The 20,536-nt window shown below is 64.3% G+C and carries 19 protein-coding genes and 1 pseudogene; 13 read left to right on the top strand and 7 right to left on the bottom strand.

The genetic code is table 11. The annotated features are described in order from the left end of the window. The first annotated feature begins 106 nt into the window (after positions 1-106). The 3 genes and pseudogenes from BJQ17_RS10985 to BJQ17_RS10995 form a co-directional block, all read left to right on the top strand. Positions 107-496: a DUF2946 family protein gene (locus BJQ17_RS10985; protein ID WP_020193612.1), complete on the top strand. Its 390-nt coding sequence runs from the start codon at positions 107-109 to the stop codon at positions 494-496. Positions 497-573: 77 nt separating this feature from the next. Further along, entirely contained in the window at positions 574-1,149 is a 576-nt protein-coding gene (locus BJQ17_RS10990; RefSeq protein ID WP_083285045.1) for a putative natural product biosynthesis protein, read from the top strand. A 72-nt stretch (positions 1,150-1,221) separates the two neighbouring features. Then, positions 1,222-1,467 (top strand): annotated as a pseudogene (locus tag BJQ17_RS10995) (LysR family transcriptional regulator); the annotation flags it as partial. Between the two features lie 80 nt (positions 1,468-1,547). On the opposite strand, the gene BJQ17_RS11000 reads toward BJQ17_RS10995, so the two are convergent. Then, a complete protein-coding gene (locus tag BJQ17_RS11000; protein ID WP_083285046.1) occupies positions 1,548-2,036 on the bottom strand; it encodes a copper chaperone PCu(A)C in 489 nt (162 codons plus the stop codon). A gap of 332 nt (positions 2,037-2,368) precedes the next feature. On the opposite strand from BJQ17_RS11000, the gene cydB reads away from it, so the two are divergent. Further along, positions 2,369-3,499: a cytochrome d ubiquinol oxidase subunit II gene (gene cydB / locus BJQ17_RS11005; protein WP_083285047.1), complete on the top strand. Its 1,131-nt coding sequence runs from the start codon at positions 2,369-2,371 to the stop codon at positions 3,497-3,499. 122 nt (positions 3,500-3,621) lie between these two features. Here cydB and BJQ17_RS11010 read toward each other — a convergent pair whose 3' ends face one another. The 3 genes from BJQ17_RS11010 to BJQ17_RS11020 form a co-directional block, all read right to left on the bottom strand. After that, the gene (locus tag BJQ17_RS11010; protein WP_020193608.1) at positions 3,622-4,053 is read right to left on the bottom strand and encodes a copper uptake system-associated protein; all 432 of its coding nucleotides are present in this window, start codon (positions 4,051-4,053) and stop codon (positions 3,622-3,624) included. Between the two features lie 54 nt (positions 4,054-4,107). Further along, on the bottom strand, positions 4,108-6,024 hold the full coding sequence (locus tag BJQ17_RS11015) for a TonB-dependent receptor (protein WP_083285048.1): 1,917 nt from the start codon (positions 6,022-6,024) through the stop codon (positions 4,108-4,110). A 108-nt stretch (positions 6,025-6,132) separates the two neighbouring features. Continuing rightward, positions 6,133-6,513 carry a DUF2946 family protein gene (locus BJQ17_RS11020; RefSeq protein ID WP_070096041.1) on the bottom strand — a complete coding sequence of 127 codons (381 nt, stop codon included), beginning with the start codon at positions 6,511-6,513 and terminating at the stop codon, positions 6,133-6,135. 236 nt (positions 6,514-6,749) lie between these two features. Between BJQ17_RS11020 and BJQ17_RS11025 the strand changes: the two genes are divergently transcribed. The 9 genes from BJQ17_RS11025 to BJQ17_RS11065 all read left to right on the top strand — a co-directional run bounded on the left by BJQ17_RS11025 (position 6,750) and on the right by BJQ17_RS11065 (position 16,188). Further along, positions 6,750-7,130 (top strand): DUF2946 domain-containing protein, encoded by a 381-nt coding sequence (locus BJQ17_RS11025; RefSeq protein ID WP_070096042.1) that lies wholly within the window; start codon positions 6,750-6,752, stop codon positions 7,128-7,130. Positions 7,131-7,329: 199 nt separating this feature from the next. Continuing rightward, positions 7,330-8,262 (top strand): helix-turn-helix transcriptional regulator, encoded by a 933-nt coding sequence (locus tag BJQ17_RS11030; RefSeq protein WP_175442726.1) that lies wholly within the window; start codon positions 7,330-7,332, stop codon positions 8,260-8,262. A 106-nt stretch (positions 8,263-8,368) separates the two neighbouring features. Continuing rightward, positions 8,369-9,532 (top strand): molybdopterin-synthase adenylyltransferase MoeB, encoded by a 1,164-nt coding sequence (moeB, locus tag BJQ17_RS11035; protein ID WP_070096044.1) that lies wholly within the window; start codon positions 8,369-8,371, stop codon positions 9,530-9,532. Positions 9,533-9,546: 14 nt separating this feature from the next. After that, a complete protein-coding gene (locus tag BJQ17_RS11040; protein WP_070096045.1) occupies positions 9,547-9,972 on the top strand; it encodes a Mov34/MPN/PAD-1 family protein in 426 nt (141 codons plus the stop codon). 55 nt (positions 9,973-10,027) lie between these two features. After that, positions 10,028-10,306: a MoaD/ThiS family protein gene (locus BJQ17_RS11045; RefSeq protein ID WP_070096046.1), complete on the top strand. Its 279-nt coding sequence runs from the start codon at positions 10,028-10,030 to the stop codon at positions 10,304-10,306. Beyond that, positions 10,303-12,114: a CoA transferase gene (locus BJQ17_RS11050; protein ID WP_070096047.1), complete on the top strand. Its 1,812-nt coding sequence runs from the start codon at positions 10,303-10,305 to the stop codon at positions 12,112-12,114. Before BJQ17_RS11045 ends, BJQ17_RS11050 begins: the two co-directional genes overlap by 4 nt. Then, positions 12,111-13,760: a class I adenylate-forming enzyme family protein gene (locus BJQ17_RS11055; protein WP_070096048.1), complete on the top strand. Its 1,650-nt coding sequence runs from the start codon at positions 12,111-12,113 to the stop codon at positions 13,758-13,760. The genes BJQ17_RS11050 and BJQ17_RS11055 overlap by 4 nt, the downstream gene beginning before the upstream one ends. A gap of 9 nt (positions 13,761-13,769) precedes the next feature. Then, a complete protein-coding gene (locus BJQ17_RS11060) occupies positions 13,770-14,999 on the top strand; it encodes an acyl-CoA dehydrogenase family protein (RefSeq protein ID WP_070096049.1) in 1,230 nt (409 codons plus the stop codon). Next, positions 14,989-16,188: a CynX/NimT family MFS transporter gene (locus BJQ17_RS11065; protein WP_020191487.1), complete on the top strand. Its 1,200-nt coding sequence runs from the start codon at positions 14,989-14,991 to the stop codon at positions 16,186-16,188. Before BJQ17_RS11060 ends, BJQ17_RS11065 begins: the two co-directional genes overlap by 11 nt. Before the next feature lie 47 nt (positions 16,189-16,235). On the opposite strand, the gene BJQ17_RS11070 is transcribed toward BJQ17_RS11065, so the two are convergent. The 3 genes from BJQ17_RS11070 to BJQ17_RS11080 form a co-directional block, all read right to left on the bottom strand. Further along, on the bottom strand, positions 16,236-16,526 hold the full coding sequence (locus BJQ17_RS11070; protein WP_010954210.1) for a cytochrome c5 family protein: 291 nt from the start codon (positions 16,524-16,526) through the stop codon (positions 16,236-16,238). A 306-nt stretch (positions 16,527-16,832) separates the two neighbouring features. Next, positions 16,833-18,308 (bottom strand): PepSY domain-containing protein, encoded by a 1,476-nt coding sequence (locus BJQ17_RS11075; RefSeq protein ID WP_070096085.1) that lies wholly within the window; start codon positions 18,306-18,308, stop codon positions 16,833-16,835. Positions 18,309-18,313: 5 nt separating this feature from the next. Next, positions 18,314-20,467, bottom strand: a complete 2,154-nt coding sequence (locus BJQ17_RS11080; protein WP_070096050.1) for a TonB-dependent siderophore receptor — start codon at positions 20,465-20,467, stop codon at positions 18,314-18,316. Positions 20,468-20,536 lie beyond the last annotated feature (69 nt).

Consider the following 20,536-nt stretch of genomic DNA (forward strand, 5'->3'; position numbering starts at 1 on the left):
GGTGCATGCTCAGGTATGCGCCTGCCGGTTGGTTTGACCGTCGTTGGAGAGAAGCCCTCATGACCTGTCGAATCTCCACGCCCGCGCTACCTGGCGAGGCGTGAACATGCGCCATTGCGGCCTGCGCGCACGCACCTGGGATAACCTCTGGGTCGCGGCGCTGCTTGCCATGCTGCTCAAGGTACTGGCATTGCCCATGGCCAGTACCCTGGGCGACCTGAGCCTGGCGCAGTTGCTGGCGGGCAGTTATTGCTCGTCGGGCGGCGTACAGCCGGCCATGCTGGACAAGGACGGCAACCTTAGCCCGAAGACGTCAGCCCCCGGGCATTGCTGCTGCGCCCAAGGCGGCCCTGCACCACTGCCTGCCTCTTTGATTCTGGCCGGCTTTGCCCTGCCTGTGCTGCCTGTCGACCAGCAACCCGCTGTTCTGGTGCATTCGCCCCGGCACTGCTGGCCGTCGATCAACCCCCGTGCCTCCCCGAAAGCGATCGCCTGACCTGCAAGGACCCAGGCCGCACCCGCTAAAAGCGGGGCGTCGGCCTGCCGATGGCTAGCCGTACCCAGGAGCACACGATGTCTCGTACCCTGAACGCTTCAGCGTTGCTGGAACCCTCCGTTCGCCCGTCGCGCACTGGCGACTTCCTGTTGCCGTTTCCCGATTACCCCTGCAATGCCCGCAGCTTCGTCAACCTCGATGCGCGCCTGCTGCCATACTGGCACACGCTATTCGATGTTTGCCCAGGCTTGCTGAAGCTCGACCCGCCAGAGGGGCTTGAGTTGTTCCGACGCTTCATGACTTGGGCCTACCGACACCATCCGGCGCTGGATTGGACGTACTACATCAGCGTTTGCCGCTGGTTGCTGAGCTCTCCCTACCAGGCGCGTGTCACTGAGGAGCACATCGAGGCCTTCATGGTGGCCGCGGCCGCCCTATGGGTGGCGACTGATGTGTCTCAGGCCCGTGGCTTGGTGCTGGCCTGGCAACCGATGGGCGAGCGGGTGGTGGAGTGGAAAACCGGCGTACGCCCGGCGCTGCCAGCCTCCCAGGCGGACGAAGACTTGCCGTCACCCCCTTGGGAATTTTCCTGGAGCCCGCTTAGCGCTAAAGGCGAGAGCAGCTTCCGGCGCTGGTTGCCGGTGCCTGGCTAAGCCAGGTCGGCACAGAGGCGGCCGTGCGCCGCCCGTTTTTCTATTCATTGAATGCTTAGTGAGAGACCGACGATGGACGTACTCCAAGCCATGCGCGCGTTCAGTTGCGTGGTTCAGGCCGGCAGCCTGACCGCTGCGGCCGAACGCCTCGACACGACCACTGCCAGCGTTTCCCGGATGCTCTCCAACCTGGAGGCGCACCTGCATATTCGCTTGCTGAACCGCACGACCCGCCGCATTGCCCTGACCGACGCCGGCAGCCGTTACCTGAAGCGCTGCCGTTTGATCCTCGAACTGGTGGATAGCGCAGAGAACGAGATACAGCGCCACACACTGGACTTGCCCGCAAACGGGCAAGCCAACACGCGAGCGGGCGCAGCACTCCAACTGGGCGCTTGTTAGTCCGGCAAGTCGTCTTCGCCGCTGGCTAGCGGGCGCACCGGTGCATCGACCTTGACCGAGGTTTCGTTACCCGCGTCATCGACCACGGTCAGGGTCAGCGACACCGTGGCGCCTTCCTTGATCTGCTCTTTGGGGTTGATCAGCATGATGTGGTAACCGTGGGTGTCGAGCGTTACCGGCTGGTTCGCTGGCAATTGCAGGCTCGGCAATGGCTTCATGGTCATTACGCCGTCCTTCATGGTCATCTCGTGCAGTTCCGTCTTGGCGGCCACGGGTGAACTGACCCGAACGAGCTTGACGTCCTCGCTGGCGGTAAGGCGCATGAAGGCCCCTGTGGCGGGCTGGCTGGGCACGGTGGCCCTGACCCAAGGGTCTTCCACCTTGACTTCGACCTGTGCCAGGGCGGTGCTGGCGAAGCTGGTCAACAACAAACCGAACAGCAAGCCATTGGTTTTGCGCAAGCCTTTGAGCGCGAAGGGTTTCATTTGGAACTCCTTGTTGATTGGCGGTGGCAGTCTTGTTTACGGAGGCCGTCTGGTCAAAAAGCATAGTCGTTGCTGTATAGGTTGGTGGCAGGGTCATGCCGGTACATTTTGGTGCGACAGGCTGCCGCAGTTGGCCCTGAGCCACTGCTGGACGCCCGTGCTGTCACCGCATCCCGCGACATGCGACGGGCTGTCGCAGTTGGGGGAACAACAGGCAGCGCCTAGCATGGTCATTGCCTGTATCGCCTTGTCCCATCCATGCTGCACGGCAGGCGACCCAAAGCGGCCCTTCCATCGGATGCGCCGCTTTCCTTCGAGCTGAGAGAGCCGTCATGGACCATGAACTGCTGAAGATCGTCTGGTGGCTATTGATTGGCCTAATGCTGATCGGTTTTATGCTGGGCGAAAGTCTGGATGTGGGCGCTCGGGTGCTGGTGCCGTGGCTATCGGGTCGAAGTGGAGAACCGCTGCAGCAAGCACCGGCGGCGCCTGCGCATATCAACCTGCTGTGGTTGCTGGCCCTGGGTGGCACACTTGCGCTGGTCTGGCCCGCGCTCGGTGGCCTGGCCTGCCTGGTGACGGGCCTTGTGGGCCTGCTGGTACTGTTGCGCCGATCTGCGTGGCAAGCCGCCAGACCACGAGCCTGGCGCGTGCTGGCGATCGGCTTGCTGCCGGCAGCCCTGCTGGGGGGCATGCTGGGCAACCTGCTCCTTGGGTTGCCATTCAGTCGCTGTGGCCAGGCGGGTATGCAGTTCCACGGGACAGTGGGTGGCCTGTTCAGTCCGTTCGCCTTGCTTGCAGGTGTCGTGAGCCTGACGATGGTCTGCCAGTTTGGCGCTACCTGGGTGGTGCAGCGCGGCGGCCGCTCCTTGTATCAGTCAGCAAGCCGGGTCGCAGGCGCTGCGGGTGTGATGTTCCTGGCCAGTTTCATAGTCGCTGCTATATGGCTGGCAGCGAATGCGCGCGGCTACAGTGTTTGGGCGGTGGAACGTCACGCTACTTTGTGCGGGCCTGGCGTTTGGGTGGTGCTGGCAGACAACCCTGGCTGGCTGGACAATTTTCAGGCCTGGCCTGCAGCCGGCCTGGCACCTGTGCTTGCCTTGGCTGGCACCGTCATGAGTCTGTTCGCTTGCGCCAATGCCCGGTCTGGCCTGGCGCTACTGGGCAGTGGCCTGACGGTGGGTGCGACGCTGTGCAGCGTAGGGTTCGCTCTATTCCCTTTCATCTTGCCTTCCAGCGTGCAAGTGTCTGCCAGCATGACGCTATGGAGCGCGGCCAGTGACGAAAGAACCTTGGGGACCTTGCTGATTCTTGCCAGTGTGCTACTCCCCATGTTGCTGGCTTACACCCTGGGTGTCAGCCTCAAAGGCTCGCAGCTGCTGATCGTGCCCTCAAAGCGAGTTGAGAAACGCCAGCAAAGGCATGCGCCTTCCTCGATCCATGGCGATCACCGCATTGCGTGAACCACGCCGCCTGTGCCGATTGCTTGAAGGGGGGCGAGTCAGCCATTGCCTGGAGCATTTGTGCCAGGAAGGCGTCAAGGTGACACAACATGACGGGGGCGTGAAAGCCCCCGGCTTGTTCATCAGTGATTGCCGTGGGCAGCGTCCTTGTCGACCTTGACCACGCCCTGGAACAACGCGAACTGCTTGACGCGCTCGGCTGGCTGAGCACTCTCGGCCTGGCGCACTGCCTGGCTCAGTTGGGCTGAGTCCTGGTCACTGAGCCCGGCGCTGCGCAGGGTCGCCGGGTCGAGCAGCGAATCGCCTGCGCACAACACCACACGCCAGCCGTGAGGCCCTTTACGCAACAAGGCGCGGCCGCCGCGCTGGTCTTGCAACCAGCCGGCTACCGCATGGTCGCCCTGGACGGTAACTGGGCCAACGTCCAGCGGCGCATCCGGGCGTTCGAAGTTGTGTCGCATCAGTTGCTGAATGCTCTGCTGCTCGCTGGCGGTATCGGCCACGGCCAGCAGTGGGCTGCAGGCTAGCAGCAGGGCGAGAATCGGTGCTTTCATGCGCGTATTCCTTGAAAGGGCTGCCGGTGCAGGCCGGCAGCGTCAGGGGAGGGCTCAGAAGCCCATCTTCACACCCAGTTGCGCCGAAGTACCGGGCATCGGGTAGTTGGTGCGGTAGGCGTAGTCACGGTCGAACAGGTTTTCCACGGCGACGAACACTTCGCCGACCTTGCCCAGTGCGGGTACGGCATAACCTACGCGCATGTTGACCACGGTGAAGCTGTCGACCTTGGAGAAGTTGCTGGCGCCGGCGGTGCGTTCCTCGGCCAGCACGTACATGTCTTTCTGGTACTGCGCATCAGCCGACAGGCGCCACGGCCCGGTTTCGTAGGTGGTGCCCAGCGACAGCGATTTCTGCGGTGCGTAGGGCAGGGTCTTGAGCGAAGGGTCGAGCCAGGTGAACCCGACGAAGCTGCTCCAGTTGCTGGTCCAGCGTTGCTGCCAGGTGGCTTCGGCGCCCTTGATGTTGTAATCACCCAGGTTGATATACGACGGGCGCGACACCGACGGTGGGAAGGCAAACAGGTAGCGGTCCTGCAGCTTGTCCTTGAACACCGCCAGGTCGAGGGTGGCGCTGTCGATCGGGTTGAAGCGCACGCCCAGTTCCTGGTGGTCGACTTTCTCGGGCTTGAGGTCTTTCCAGGTTTCGCCGAGCGCCGGAATCAGGCTCGACATCACCGAAGCTTCCAGGCCGGGGTAGTTGATGCCGCGCGAGGCGTTGGCACGGAACTCGACATTGTTCGAGGACAGCAGCAGGCCTGCGTGCGGGGCGGTGGCGTTGTCGAACACGTTGTGCTCATACGTGCGTACGCCGGCCGACGGGGTCAGGGTCCAGGTGTCGTTGAGGGCAAAGGCATGGCTGACGGCGACGTGCGGCGATGTCACGCGCAGGGTGGGCGCGTCGAACTTCGCTTGTGGCGCCGGGGCGATGCGTTTGAAGTGGACTTCGCCCTTGCTCTCGTCGATGTCCAGGCCCAAGGCCACTTCGCCGCCTTGCCAGGGGCGCAATTGCTCTTCCCAGCGAATGCCCTGCAGGGTGAAATCACTGATGGTGTCGCCGTCCAGGCCGGTCTGGTCAAGGGCCGAACCTCGGCCTTCGTTGTGGTAGACCTTGAGGCTGCCATCGCCCCATTCGTGATTGTGGGCCAATGACAGCGAAGCGAGCGTGCCGCGGGTATTGAACTCGCCATTTTTGGTTTCCGGCAGGCCTTTCTGCCCGGGGTCGGAGACCTGGTTGTTGGCGTGCAGCACCAACAAGCCAGTGCTCCAGTTCTCGTTCAGCCGATAACCCAAGCGCGCCATGCCATTGTTCAGCCGGCCATCACCGTCACTGCGGTCACCGTCCGAGTGGGCTGCCCCCTGGGCCAGCAGGTAGTCGAAATCGCCTTCGCGGCCAATCAGGCTGGCTTGTTCGGTGGCCGTGCGGAAGCTGCCGCCGGTGAGTTGCAGCTCCCCATGGTGGTTGTCGCCCTGCTCGGCAACCTTGGGCGTCAGGTCGATGGCCGCGAAGGTGTTGCCGAACTTCTGCGGCTGCGGGCCTTTGTACACGCTGATGCTCTGCATCGCGTTGATCGGCAGCAGGTCCAGCAGCGGGTGGCCCCAGACGCCCATATAGAAGGGAACGCCATCGATGTAGGTCTTGATCTCGCTGCCCGGGCGGCTGGCACCCATGCCGCGTATGTACACCGCGCCGCCTTCGGCACCGCCGAACGAGCCGACCGGGTTGAAGCGCGACACCACCACGCCGGGTGTACGACGCAGCGCGGAGGACAGGTCGAGCGCGTTGAGGTCGCGGATCTGCTCCTGGCCGACCACGGTGGTGAGGCTGCCGAAGCTGTCGACCGTGTTCTGGTCGATGACCGAAGTGCCGACCACCGTGGTTTCGGGCAGCTCCACGCTGTCGGTCTGGGCCAGTGCGGTACCACTGGAAAGGGCGAGTGCGGCTGCGCAGCAAAGCGTCTTGTTTTTCATGCTCTGTGTATTCCTGTTGCGAAAAGTCGAGGCGGGCCGACGACGCGCGCATGGCGGCATCCCCCGTTGCATTTGAGCAATGGGCGCGTTGTGGCCTGGGAGGGCAGGTCAGGTCAGGGCGGGCGAGGCGCGGGGGTTGGCTGCAGGCCAGAGGCGACGAGGCCAGGCTGCGGGGGAGGCGGGCAGGGAAATGTCAGGTGTTGCCCGGGCGACCGGAGCGTCGGGCAGTAGGGGCATGAACGCCAGGCCGGAGTGGCTGCACAAGGGGCAATCCAGCGTAGTGCCTGCGGCCGAGGTGTCACCCAGCCACTGCTCGAAGCCGAGCGGACTGGGCGCGGCCCCGGCGTGGCCGCAGACGGCGCCACCGGCGCCGTTGAGCGTCAGGCCGCTGGCCTGGCCGTGGCCTAGCCCGCAGTGCAGCACGGCAAACAGCACGCTGGCGTAGAGGATCCAGGCGAGGGTATGGCGACGTCCTGCTGATCGGTGCATATCCCTTGCTCGATGGCTGCGGCGGCTGAAATGGGGCGATGCGCGAGTCTAGCAATGCTTCCTGTCTATGCAGGGTGCGACAGCCTGCCGCACCTTGATGAGGCTAATGCCAATTCACCATGGCTTGGCAGGTGGTGTGGCGGATTGTCGCAGTAGAGTCTAGAAAGCCTTGTACGGATTGCCAGGCGAAAATCGCCGTTGGTATCTGCTCACCTTTCACGCCACGGATCCGGTTCATGAGTCGCCACCCGACACGACGCGCCTTCATCGCCTGGGCCCTGTACTTCATTGCGCTGTTCAATGTGTTCTCCTGTGGCTTGGGCCATGGGCAGATGCTTGGGCTGGCGTTGAACGGCATCGGCGGACAGTTCTGCTCGGTCCGCACCGACACCTCGGCGTTGGCCGCCAAGGACCTTTCGGTGTTGCCCGACAGCGGGCTGGCCACGCCGTTCACTTGCCCCTTGTGCGCGGCAGGCTTCGTGCACCTGGTGTTCCTCGTCGCCCTGGCCTGGCTGTTGTCGAACATCGACCGGCGACGTTTCGCTCGTGTTCCCCATGGGCATGCGCCGCCCCGCTATTGCTGGCCGTCCTCCAACCCTCGCGCCTCTCCCTGCTGAACCTCGCTTCGCGCACGTGCCCGTGGCCGTGCGCGCGTCTCAGGCCCATGACAAAAGGCATAGGGCCGAAGAGGTGGCTTGCGGGACCACACAGCAAGCCTTGAGCCAGCGAAGCGGGCGGCGGGCCGTCATGGTCGTGCGCCGCTTCATGGAGGAGTGCCGGCGATGGACGATACTTTGCAAGTGGCGAATGAAACGCGTGGCGCACGCTAGTGTCGTGCTGCGCCGCGTTACCCCGCATGAGCCGTTGCAGCGTTTGCGTGCCGTTCCAGCCAGCGCGCCGCAACACCTGGTCATCGAGGACGACCTGCTGCTGATGCGCTTCGACGCCGGCAATCAGGGGGCTGCGCTGCGACATGCCTGCGATTGTCTCAGGGGGCCGCTGCTGTGCCTGACTTTCCTGGAGCAGGGCGTTCTGCGCTTTGTCGACAGCAAAGGTCGCTGCTGGCCCTTTGAGGCTGGCCAGAGCATTGCCCAGTTGCTGCGCGACGCAGCGCAGGCCAGGCGCCTTCAAACCAGTCCCGGTGCCGGTGGCCTGCAGCTGATCGTGGGTGAGCGCACCTTGCGCCGCTACATGGGCGAACAGCAGGCCCGGCGCCTGCTGCATTGCCAGGGTGAGGTGCCACTGTTGCAGTGCTCCACCAGCCGTGATGCGTGCAGTCATGTCCAGGCCCTGACCACGCGATTGGCCCAAGGGCAATACGCGCCATTGGACATCCATCTGCATGTGCTGAACCTGTTGAGCCAACCTCTGCGCCAGCTGACTGTGCAACCGCCCGAGGCCAGGCCGCTGTTGCCTGGGGCACTGGTCAAGCGCCTGGAGCAGGCCCGGCAACTGCTGCACGACGAGCTCGATCAGCCGCTGACTGTCCCGCTCCTGTGTCGCCGCGTCGGCCTGAGTGCGGCGAAGCTCAAGCAGGGCTTTCATGAGCTGTTCGATACCACGCCCTATCGCATGCTGCTGGAACTGCGCATGCAGCGTGCCCACATCCTGCTTCAGGAGGGCTGCCAGGTCGCCCAGGTGGCCTACAAGGTTGGCTACAGCCACCCCAGCAATTTCAGCACCGCGTTCAGCGGCTATTTCGGCTTTGCGCCCAAGGAGGTCGGCAAGCGCGGCGCCGTGTCGACGTAATCCATATGCATCGAAGCGCAATCCATACGAATGCGTGCTGTCAGAGGATGTGCGCGCCCCGTGGGCTGGCGAACAATGGGCAGGCCCTAAGCCAAGGAGCTTCACGATGAAACTTCCCGCACTGGTTGACGCCTGCGCCCAACTGAGCAGCGAAGAGATTTCCCGCTACAGCCGCCACCTGCTGATTCCCGACGTCGGGCTCGACGGCCAGCGCCGGCTCAAGAGCAGCAAGGTGCTGGTCATCGGCGCCGGGGGGCTCGGTTCGCCAACCTTGCTGTACCTGGCGGCAGCCGGAGTCGGCACCCTCGGCATCGTCGATTTCGACGTGGTTGAAGCGTCCAACCTGCAACGCCAGGTGATCCACCGCCAGTCCACGCTGGGCCAGGCCAAGAGCGACAGTGCCGCGCAGGCCATCGCCGACCTCAACCCGTTGGTCAACGTGCGCCGGCACAACCTGCGCCTGGAGCCGGAGAACGCCTTGGCGTTGTTCGCCGAGTACGACCTGATCCTCGACGGCACCGATAACTTCGCCACCCGCTACCTGGTCAACGACGCCTGCGTGCTGGCCGGCAAGCCCTATGTCTGGGGCTCGATCTTCCGCTTCGAAGGCCAGGTCTCGGTGTTCTGGGAGCAGGCCCCGGGTGGCGGTGGTCTGAACTACCGCGACCTGTATCCCGAGCCGCCGCCACCGGAGCTTGCGCCGTCGTGCTCCGAGGGAGGGGTACTGGGGATTCTCTGCGCGTCGGTCGGTTCGATCATGGCCACCGAGGCCATCAAGTTGATCACTGGTATCGGCGAAACACTGCTCGGCCGGCTCATGGTCTACGACGCACTGGAGATGAGTTACCGCCAGATCCGTCTGCGTCGTGCCCCGGATCGCCGGCCGATTACCCGTCTGGATGATTACCAGACCTTTTGCGGCGGTGTGCAGCCAGCCGCAGTCGAGGTGCCGCAGATCAGCGCTGTTGCGCTGCAGGCGCTGCTGCTTGATGACCCGAGCGTGGTGCTGATCGACGTCCGCGAGCCAACTGAGTGGGACATTGCGCACATCCAGGGGGCGCAACTGATGCCCCGGCACGCCGGATTGGCCGCGCAGTTGCAGGACCGTTATGCCAGTGACACGCCCCTGGTGCTGCATTGCAAGTCAGGCGTCCGGTCTCGGGCGGTACTGCTGGAGTTGCAGGGGTTGGGCTTCAGCCGCGTGAAAAATCTGCAGGGCGGCATCCTGGCCTGGATCAAGGATGTGGAGCCGGCCTTGCCGAGCTATTGAGAGGACGAACCATCATGTTGACCATTTCCAGAGCCTTGCTCGACGCCCTGCTGACGCATGCACGGCAGCAACACCCCCTCGAAGCCTGCGGCGTGATCGCCGGCAGAGAAGGCTCCGACCAGCCTTCACGCTGGGTGCCCATGGCCAATCAAGCCGCCTCGCAAACCTACTTCCGGTTCGAGCCACGCGAGCAACTGCGCGTCTGGCGCGAGATGGACGCTCAGCAGGAGGAGCCGGTGGTGATCTACCACTCGCACACTGCCAGCGAGGCGTACCCGAGCAGGACCGATATCGAGTTCGCCAGCGAAACGTATGCCCATTACCTGATCGTCTCCACCGCGCCAGGCTGCGAGCACCCGGTGCGCAGCTTCCGCATCGCGCAGGGCCAGGTCATCGAAGAGAGCTTGCGCATTATCGACAGCGACAGCCGCGCCGCCTGAATCGCGATCGCTATCTCATTTTCTCGTGATCGGCTCTGAAGCCGAGGAGTAACCCATGCCGGTTTTTGTCAGTGTTCCGACCCTGTTACGCAGTTACACCCAGGACCACAAACGCGTCGAAGCCCTGGGGCAAACGGTGCGCGAGGTGGTCGACGACCTCGAACGGCGCTACCCGGGCATACGCCCACGCTTGATGGACGAGCAAGGGCTGCACCGCTTCGTCAACCTGTACCTCAACGACGAAGATATACGTTTTCTCGCCAACCTCGATACCGTGGTGGCTGACCGCGACGAGCTGATCATCCTGCCTGCGGTGGCCGGAGGTGCCAGATGAGCCAGGCTGCGGTGCTGAGTGGCTGCCGTCTGCTCGGACCGTTTGCCGATGAGCAGATGCCGCTGCAGCGTGCCGTGGCGCTACAAGCGCAGGCCTTGGGGCTGCTGCTTTGCGAGGTGCCCGCCGACGACCAGGCGCTTGTCTATCGCCTGGAGGGTGAGGGCCTGCACCCTGCTCAGTGCCGCATCACCGGCTGGGGCGATGGCGCCCCGACGGGGATCAGCGAATTCACCTTGCAAGCCGCTTGCGGATTGATGGCGGTGCATGGGAGGGCCAGTGGGCAAGCCCAGGCTATCGATCTGGATTACCTCAGCAACGTCGCTGCCAGCCTGGTGCTGACTGGGTTGATGGCTACGGTGCTGGGGCGCCTGCGCGGTGGCGAAATGGCTGACTGCAGCCTGTCACTGCCGGGGGCGGGCTTGTTGTGTATCAGCCAGTACCTCGCCGGGGCGACAGCCGAGGGGGGCGCCGAGCAACTGCCGGCGGGCTGTTCGTCCGCGCAGTTGCGGCCGCCCTTCATCAGTGCCGACGGCGTGTCCTTCGAACTGGAAACCCTGGATGCCGGTCCATGGCTGGCTTTCTGGGACGCATTAGGTGTGTCCCGGGCCGATAGCGGCAAAGGTTGGCAGGGGTTCCTGCTGCGCTATGCACGGGCCATCGCACCAGTGCCCGAAGCCCTGTGCCAAGCGCTGGCCAGTCTGTCTTACGCGCAGATCGAGCATCATTGCGCCAACACAGGCATGGCCATCACACAAGTGCACGACCTGGCTCGGCGCGGCGCCCTGGCAGCATTGGGCGACAGCCCTTGGTCGTTCGACCTGCAACCGGTCGTGCCGCCCTCGCGGCCCTGCAGTCAGGCCTTGCCGTTGAGCGGTCTGCAGGTCATCGAATCGTGCCGGCGGATCCAGGGGCCACTCGCGGGGCACCTGCTGGCCATTCTGGGGGCCGAGGTGACCCGCCTGGAAATGCCTGGCGGTGATCCGCTGCGTGGCATGGCCCCACTGGCGCAAGGTTGCTCGGTGCGTTTCGACGCCTTGAACGGTTTGAAGTCGGTGGTCGAACTGGACATCAAGTCCGCAGACGAACGCGCCCTGCTGCGCCAGCGGGCCGCCGCGGCTGACGTGTTCCTGCACAACTGGGCGCCAGGCAAGGCCGAGGAACTCGGGCTCGACCAGCCGGACCTGGCCCAGACCAACCCCGCACTGATTTATGCCTACGCCGGGGGCTGGGGAGGGACCAATGTACCTGCCGGTCTGCCGGGGACGGACTTCACGGTGCAGGCCTGGTCCGGCGTGGCGCAACTGATCGGCCAGGGTGAAGGCAACCCGGGTGGTTCCTTGTTCACAGTGCTCGACGTGTTCGGGGGCGTGCTTGCCGCCCAGGGCATCGTCGCGGCTTTGCTGGCCCGCCACCTGCACGGCCTTGCAGGCCGCGTTGACAGCTCGTTGCTCGGCGCCGCCGATGTGCTTTGCCGTTCCCGATTGGCCCGGCGTGAGGCCAGCGCCATGGTGTTCCAGTGCCAGGATGCGCGCCTGGCGATCGACTGCTCGGTGCCCCGCGACCTCAATGCAGTCAGGCGCCTGTTCGATCTTCCGGCGCAGTCGGCGTGGCGTGCCATGTTCGAGCCGCTACAGCAAAAGTTGCCATGCCAGCCTGCCAGTCACTGGCACTCGCTGTTGCTGGCAGCAGGTGTACCCGTCGCGATCGTCTGGCAGGACCTTGCCCAATTGCATCAGGACCCACGTCTGTCGCCCTGGCTGCAGCCAGGCAGTTACACCCGCGTGCTTTCCCCATGGAGGTTTATATGAACGATTCCGGCATGATCGATTTGGTGCCCGCTGCTGTCAGGCAAGCATGGCGTGAAGCTGGCTGGTATGCCGACCAGCCGCTGTTCGAGCTGTTCGAGGAGCACGTCCAGGTTACGCCCGACAAGCCGGCGGTACTGACCCTGAACAGTCAGGTCAACTACCGGCAGTTGCACGACTACAGCCTGCGCCTGGCAAAGGGCTTGCGAGACCGTGGGGTGGTCGCCGGTGATGTGATCGCCTACCAGATCGGTAACGGTTGGCAGTGTTGCGCGATCGACCTGGCTGCCGCCGTGCTGGGTGCAGTGGTCGCGCCATTTCCGCCGGGGCGTGGCCGTCTGGACATCGAAGCGCTGCTCAAGCGTTGCTGCGCACGGGCGGTGGTCGTTGCACCACATCAAGGCGATACCGACCTGTGCGCGGTCATCGAGTCGCTTCGTCCGACGCTGCTGAGCCTGCGCATCCTGGTGGTCGATGGTGGCGAGCGCCAGGGTTGGGCGAGCCTGGCCAGTCTGCTGGCTTCGGCCCCCTTGGCAGCCAGCGACCGTCCTGTGGTTTGCCCGAACAGCCCGGCACGCCTGCTGGTGTCGTCGGGCACTGAGTCCGAGCCCAAGCTGGTGGCCTATTCACACAATGCGCTGGTCGGCGGGCGGGGCCGGTTCCTGCAGCGGCTGCACCCGCAAGGGGATGGGTTGCGTGGGCTCTACCTGGTGCCGCTGGGCTCGGCATTCGGCTCCACGGCCACCGCCGGGTGCCTGGCCTGGCTCGGTGGTTCACTGGCGGTGCTGGATCGTTTCGAAGCGGCCGATGCCATCCGTGCCATCGAGCAATTGCGTCCGACCCATGTATTCGCCGTGCCGACCATGCTGCAGCGCATCGCGGCCGATCCCGCGTTGGCCGAGGTCGATCGCCGTAGCCTGGTGGCGCTGGTCAGTGGCGGTGCGCTGATCGATGGGCAGAGTATCCGGCGCTGCGTCGAAGCCTTCGGTTGCGCCTTGGTGAGCCTGTACGGGTCGGCCGACGGGGTCAATTGTCACAACTTGCCGGACGACCCGTTTGAGGTGGTGTTGAGCAGTGTCGGCCAGCCCAACCCCAGTGTCTGCGAGATCAAGATCGTCGATGAGGGCGGTGATGAACTGCCCGCGGGGCAAGTCGGCGAGATCAAGGCCCGAGGCCCCTTGAGTCCGATGCAGTACGTCAATGCGCCGGAGCTTGACCAACGTTATCGCGACGACCAGGGCTGGGTGTGCACCGGTGACCTGGGGCTGATCAATGCCAGTGGCCATTTGGTGCTGGTGGGGCGCAAGAAGGACGTGATCATCCGCGGTGGCGCCAACATCAGCCCAGCGCAGATCGAACGGATTGTCACTGCTCACCCGGATGTGGTCAGCGCGGCCTGTGTACCTGTAGCAGACGCTGAGCTCGGGCAACGGGTGTGCATCTGCCTGACCCTGCGCCCAGGGGCTCGACGATTCGCCCTCAAGCAGCTGACCGACTACCTGGGCGATCAGGGCCTGGAGAAGAACAAATGGCCAGAATACCTGCGCTTCCACCACGAGTTACCGCTAAGCCCTGCCGGAAAGGTGGACAAGAAGGCGCTGGCCGCCGACCTGGCGTTCCTGCAACGTCGTTTGAACATTGCCTGTTGAGGTTCGTCCATGCGTGAAAGTGATCGGCTACAGGAAAGGGCGATTCAGATCCGTCGCTTCATGGATCAACAGCTCATCCCCCGTGAGGCTTGTCTGGAGGCGGGCGATGCTGCGGCTCACGCTTGTCTGGCGCAATTGCAGCAGGCCGCACGGGAAGCCGGGCTATGGGGCCTTGCCAATGGCCTTGAACCCGGCGACCTGCTCCATTACCTGCCGTTGGCCGAACAGGAGGGGCGCTCGGAGCATGGGCCGGCAGTATTCGGTGCCGAGGCAGCGCTGGACGGCTACATGCTGCGTCATGGTAACGAGCAACTGCGCCAAGAAGTGCTGGCGCCGGTGCTGGCCGGTGAAGCGCTGGCCAGTTACGGCATGTCCGAGCCCAATAGCATCGGCTCGATACCCGCCACTCTTACAACACGCGGTCAGTGGTGTGGTGATCATTGGCGCCTGGATGGCGAAAAATGGTTCATCTGCCGCGCCGAACAGGCAGCGTTCATCACTGTGGTCGCGCGCACCCGTGAGGGACCGCTGGAACGGGGGTTGACGCTGTTCGTGGTACCGACCGGAACGCCTGGGCTGGATGTCGTCGGGAGAATGCCCGTACTGGGGCGCTACCAGGGGCAAGCCGGTGTGCGCTTGAGCGGAGTGCGCGTGGGACCGGGGCAGGTACTCGGTGAAGTGGGTGGAGGTTTGGCGCTGATCCAGGAGCGTTTGGGCCTAGGGCGGCTGTTGCGTTCGGCACACTGGCTGGGGATGGCGCAACGCTGCTTCGACCTGATGGGCGCGCGCATCGTGTCGCCGCGCGGTGCGCTGGCACGGCTGGCGGACAAGCAGTTGGTACGCTTGCGCATTGTCGAGGCCTACCAGGCGATTCATGCTGCGCGGTCGCTGCTGCGCGATGCCGCGACGCGCTTCGACCAAGGCCAGGCCAATGAAGTGGAGTCCAACCTTGCCAAGTTGGCTGCTTCGCGCGCCCTGAGCCTCAATGTGGACTCGGCGATCCAGATCCATGGCGCCGAAGGGCTGGGCGACGGTTTGCCACTGGCGGGGATTTACCGGCATGCCCGTGCCACGCACTTCATGGATGGCACCGACGATGCCTTGGTCAGTGCATTGGGGCGGCAGTTGATCGACGCTTACCGATGCGCAGGAGGATTGAATTTCGCCGCGCCGTCTTCGTTACCTGAAGACTGGGTCGGCGCAACGGGCAACGATGGGGACCGCTCCCATGCAGATTGACGACCTGTCGATATCCCAGGCACGGCAACCATCGACGATCCTGCTGCGCAGCCTGCTGGGCGCGGCCATGGCCCTGCCCATGTTGGTGTTCTACGCCATAGGCGCACTGGGCCCCTACCTGGTCGCTGATTTACAGGTGCCTGAGCACTGGCTGGGTTACTTGACCATGAGTGCCTTTGCCCTGGCCGCGCTGTTGTCGCTATGGGCCGGGGCCCTCGTCGATCGCCTGGGTGGACGGCGGGCGCTGGGGTTGTTGTTCGGCATTTGTGCCCTCGCCTATGGCCTGGCCGGCCTGCTGCCGGGCTTCGTCGGGTTAGTCCTTGCCCTGGCCGTGTGTGGCGCTGCCCAGGCAATGGCCAATCCTGCGACCAACCTGTTGATTGCCGAGCACCTGCCGGTCGCCGAACGGGCCGCGAGCGTCGGCTTCAAGCAGGCGGGGGTGCAAGTGTCGGCGCTGTGTGCCGGGTTGCTGCTGCCCCTGCTTGCCCAGCATCTGGGCTGGCGCCAGGCATTGGTGCTGTTTGCGCCGATGGCATTGCTGTTGGGCATGATCGCTCTGCGTCATCTGCCGGCGCTGCAGACGTGCGGGGCCAGCGTGCCGATTGCCCTGCAGCGGCCTTCGCCTGGGTTGGCACTGTTGATGGCGGTGCAATGCTGCGTGGCCATTGCCTTGTCGTCGTTCGTGACCTACTTGGGCGTGTATGCCCGGGCGCAAGGTGTGCCTGTTGCGCTGGCTGGCACACTGGTGGCGGTGTTCGGGCTGATGGGGATTCTGGCTCGGGTGCTGCTGACGCCGATGGCTGCGCGTATGAAGGACGAGAGTTTGATGCTGGGTGTGCTGTGCGTGCTGGCGGCGCTGGCAGTTTTCAGCACAAGCCTGGCCGGCCTGCAGTCCTGGGCATGGCTGTGGATCGGCAGCATCGGCATGGGGCTCACGGCGGTGGCGACCAATGCGGTGGCCATGGGCATGGTCCTGCGCGACCGGACGTTTGGCCCACCCGCCGTTTCGGCCAGCCTGGTGTCAGTCGGGTTCTTCGCCGGCTTTGCTCTAGGGCCACCTGTGTTCGGTGTGCTGTTGCGTCAAGCCCAAGGCTATGGCCTGGTCTGGAAGGCCATGATCGCGGTGCTGATGCTAGGGGCGTTGCTGTGCCTTTGGCTTGGAAGATACCGCCGCGCTGACTCTTTGTAGGCGGTTACCAGAGGCGCACCCTACTGGAGGCGTCCCTGGCGCACGAATCACTTGGACATGTAGTCGATTACGGCCTTGTAATCGTCGGCGGTGCAGTCCATGCACAGGCCGCGCGGCGGCATGGCGTTGAAGCCTTCGGTGACGTGCTTCACCAGAACATCGTTGCCTTGGGCCAGCCGTGGCTTCCAGGCCTCGTGGTCGCCTTTCTTCGGCGCCATTGGCAATTGCCCGTTGTGGCACATCTGGCAGGCGCGGTTGAAGACCGCCTCCGGGTCCTGGGCTGCTTGAGCCAGGCTGGCGGTTGCCAGGCAAGCAAGCATTGCCAGTGTTTTCTTCATGACCGACCTCTCAGGTTTTTTATTGGAAGGCAGAGTCTAAGAGCCTGGTTATCCCTGTCAGGTGCGACGTTCTGACGCATGTGCGGTGTCAGGGCTTCATCTACCGGTCTGGCTGGCAGGGTGCGGCGAACTGTCGCAGGGTGGCGGCTTGCAGGTGCCGTGCTACGTTGAAGTTGATCCGGTGTTTTACTCTTGGCAGGGTTTTCATCGGGTCAAACAAAAGCCGGGGCGCATTACCGTCCCGGCTTTTGTTTTTTCAGTGATCAGCGGCAATCGCTCAGGCCGCTGCCAAACACGAAAGGAGGCTCAACCGCGAACTCGAGTGGTCATTCTGCGTAGCCTTCGCCAGCCTAGTACGGCGCCGCTGAGTGAAACCACCAGGCCGCCGATGCTCAAGGCGATGATCAGGCCTTCGCGTAACACCGGCCTTTGCAGCAGTGGCTGCAGATCCCAGCTGTGCAACAGGTTGAACAGCCAGCGACCGGTGCGTTGCCTGGCATCGTGGCTGGCTACCACTTCTGCACTGGCCGGGTCGAGGTAGACCCACGTGCTGGCGGGGTCGTCGAAGCGCAGGCGCAGTACCGGCAGTGGGCGGCTCTGAAAGCCGTACATGCTCTGGGCGTCACGGGTGAAATAGTAGGCGTCATAGTGCCCTTGCCAGTTGGCCTGTACCACGACGCCTGCCGCCATCGCACGGGCCGCTGTCAGCAAGCGTCGTTCGGACAAGGCCCGCGCCGGCGGCGCGCCGGCTTCCAGAATCCGGCTATCGCCGGCGGCATTGCGGGCAACCAGGAAGGTGTCGCCGCCCAGGCGTTGCCACTGGATTTCGACAGGGTTGAACCCAGGCTCCCGGCTCAGGCTGGCCATGGCCTGGGCAACCGTCTGGCCGATATCCATCGCGCGTAGTGGCCCCTGACGTAGCGCCTGTGGGGCCAGCTGCGAACGACTGTCGGTCACACCCCAGGGGCGCATCGACATGAGTCCGCTGAATGCCCACAGCACCAGCACCGTGCCGAACAGTAGCCCGCCGATGTGGTGCCAGCGCAGCCAGCCGCCAGGGTAGGGGCTGCACGAGCCGCTGCGATAGCGCTTGCGCAGCCGCAGGCGCAGTATGCCAACGGTCATGCCCAGGAGCGCCATGACCGTTGCGCCCAGGGACAGGCCGATCACCAGGGTACGCCAGCCGTTGTCGAAGCCGAACCCGCCCCGTAGAGGATAGAGCCAATGCAGCCATGCACCGACCCAGTTCCATGCACGCTCCTGGGCGGTGGCGTCACGCACCACTTCGCCGGTGCGGCTGGACAGGTACAGCCAGGTGCCGGCTGTATCGTCTACCTGCACGTGATGCAAGGGGCGGTCGCCATCCAATGCCCTGGAGTGGGTCCACATGTCCTCGTCCACGGTGCCCAGGTAAGCCAACCCGGCGTCACCGGCATACTGCCGGGCATTGGCCAGGGCCCAGGCTGCGTCGGCCCGAGCCAGAGGCTCGCCGCTGGCGGCATCGAGGATGACGCGGCGACCGTCGGCCAGTTCCAGCAGATAGTGCGCGCGCCCGCCCAGGCTGGTCAGGCGCAGCGCCTTCAGCGGCTGTTGCGCCCAATGCTCGGGCAACTCGGCGCAGCACCCCGCCGGCAAAGCCGGCAGGTGGGCCAGGCGCTCGGCCGGTGTCAGCTTGGGGTAGCCGACGTACAGCATGACAACCCCGGAGACGAACCATAGCGCCATGAACAGGCAGGCGACGATGCCCAGCCAGCGGTGCCACAGGTACAGCTGGCGCTTCACGCTCATCAGTAGCGCCACTGCACAGCGACTTCCAGGCTGCGCGGTTCACCCAGGTAGTACTGGGTGTTGGTCTGGTGGATGAAGCGGGCATACACCTCGTCGGTGAGGTTGCGCAGCCGCGCGCTGACTTGCACGTGCTTGTCCAGGTCGTGGGTCATGGACAGCCCGTAGACGGTGTACGACGGTACCCATGTGGTATTGGCGGTGTTGGCGTACACCGATGAGACATAGCGGGCATCGGCCCCGACCTGCCAGCCGGGCGCCAGGTCGTAGGTCAACCAGAGGTTGGCCACGCGGTCGGGGATGTTGACCGGGTTCTTGCCCTTGCGCGAGTACACCACGCCGCCGATGGTTTCGTTGAATTCATCGTATTCGGCATTCACCCAACTGAAGTTGCCCGCCGCCAGCAGCTTGGGCGTGACCTTGAACGAGGCTGCCAGCTCGATGCCGGTGGAGGTCTGCTGGCCCGCCTGCTCGGTGGTGTTGGGCACGGTCGAGGAGGGCACGGAGATATCCTTGCGCACGATGCGATACGCCGCTGCCGTCGCCGAGCCGCGGCCGTCGAGGAAGTCGAACTTGCTGCCTACTTCGACCTGACGGCCGGTGCTCAGGTCGAAGTCGCCGACCTGGCTGATCGAGGCGCTGGTCAGGGTACCGCCTGGTGGTTCGGCCGAGGTGCTGTATTGGGTGTACAGGCTGACGTTGGAGGTCAGGTCATAGACCAGCCCCAGGCGACCGGTGATGGCGTCCCAGCGTCGGTCCAGCCTGGCTCGCGCCACATGGTCGACCACGTCGAAGTCGATATGGTCGTAGCGCAACGCGGTTATCAACGACAGTTGATCGGTCAGGCGGGTACGGTTCTCGACGAAGGCCGAGGTGGTGTCGGTGGTGGTGGTTCTGCCCTTGGTCATGGGCGCGTCCATACCGGGGATATCGAGGAAGTGCCCGGGTTCGAAGCCGTTCGGGTCAACCGTGTCGAATGCCCCCTTGGACAGCGGGTAGTTGGTTTGCTGGTTGGTGCTGTAGTCCATGCCGAAAGCCCAATCGCTGGCAAGGCCGAACAACTGGCCCTGGTGGGTCAGCTCGAGCTTGTCGCCGTTGACCTCCTGGTCGTGCCGCTGGCGATAGCCGCCTGAGCGAGCGATGGCGCTGTTGTCGGCGTTGTAGCGATACACCTCGAGATTGCGGTAATCGCGCTGGCCGTTGTAGTGGTAGAAGGTGTTACGCAGTTGGGTGTTGTCATCGAAGCGATAGTCGGTGATCGAGCGCAGCCACCGGGTGCGCTGCTCGTAGCGACCGTCTTCGACGTTGTAGTTGTTGAAACGGTTGTGCTTGTCGATGTGCAAGGTACCGACCAGTGGCTGCAATACCGGTGTGCCCCAGTAGGGGCTGTCCTCTTGCTCTTCCAGGTATTCGATGGCCAGCGTGTGCGAGAGCTGATCGTTGATGTCGCTAAGCAGCGAGAAAGCCAGGTTGCCGGCCCCATTCTCCTGCCGATCGATATAGCCGTTGGTGCTGGTGCGGCTGTAGTCGAGGCGGGCATAGTGGCGCGGGCCGTCGCCCGTGTTCAGCGCCTTGTTGAAGGCGACCGACGTTTCCATGGTGTCGTAGCGTGCATAACTGACGCGCCCTTCGAAGGTGTCTTCGTCACGGCTTGCCAGCCGGGTGATGAAATTGAGGCTGCCACCGACAGCGCCGCTGCCGTTGAGGAAGGAGGAGGGCCCGCCGAGCAATTCGACGCGGTCGTAGATCCAGGCGCCCACCGGGCGCGCCGCGCCGCCATACTGCAAATTGATGCCATTGAACAACTGGCTGATCTGGGCACCGTTGAACCCTCGGTACGACACATATCCGCCCCAGCCGGGCGGAGCCGAGGCGTTAACCCCGGGCAGTGCATTGGCGGCGTCCTGGAAGTTACGTGCGCCGATGCGCTCCATGGTCTTGCGGTCGGCAACGCTGATGGAAGCGGGGTTCTCCCTGGCGCTGAGGTTCAGCCGCGAGCCGCTTTCGATGGGGCGATCAAGGTCAAGGCTGGTTGCCTCCTTGGGTTGATTGGCTGTGGCTGTGACATTGCTGGCCGGCAGGGTCAGGGTGTCATCCTGCGCCCAGGCACAGGTTGCGCTGCCAACGAGCAGCGCCAAAGTGGTCATGCGGAACATGCAAGGCTTCCTGGCTGAAATCGGTGAGCACACGCCCGCTGCCGATCAGGCGGCACGGGGACGCGGCGA

The sequence above is a fragment of the Pseudomonas sp. NBRC 111139 genome (assembly GCF_001753955.1).
GTDB classification, from domain to species: Bacteria; Pseudomonadota; Gammaproteobacteria; order Pseudomonadales; family Pseudomonadaceae; genus Aquipseudomonas; species Aquipseudomonas alloputida.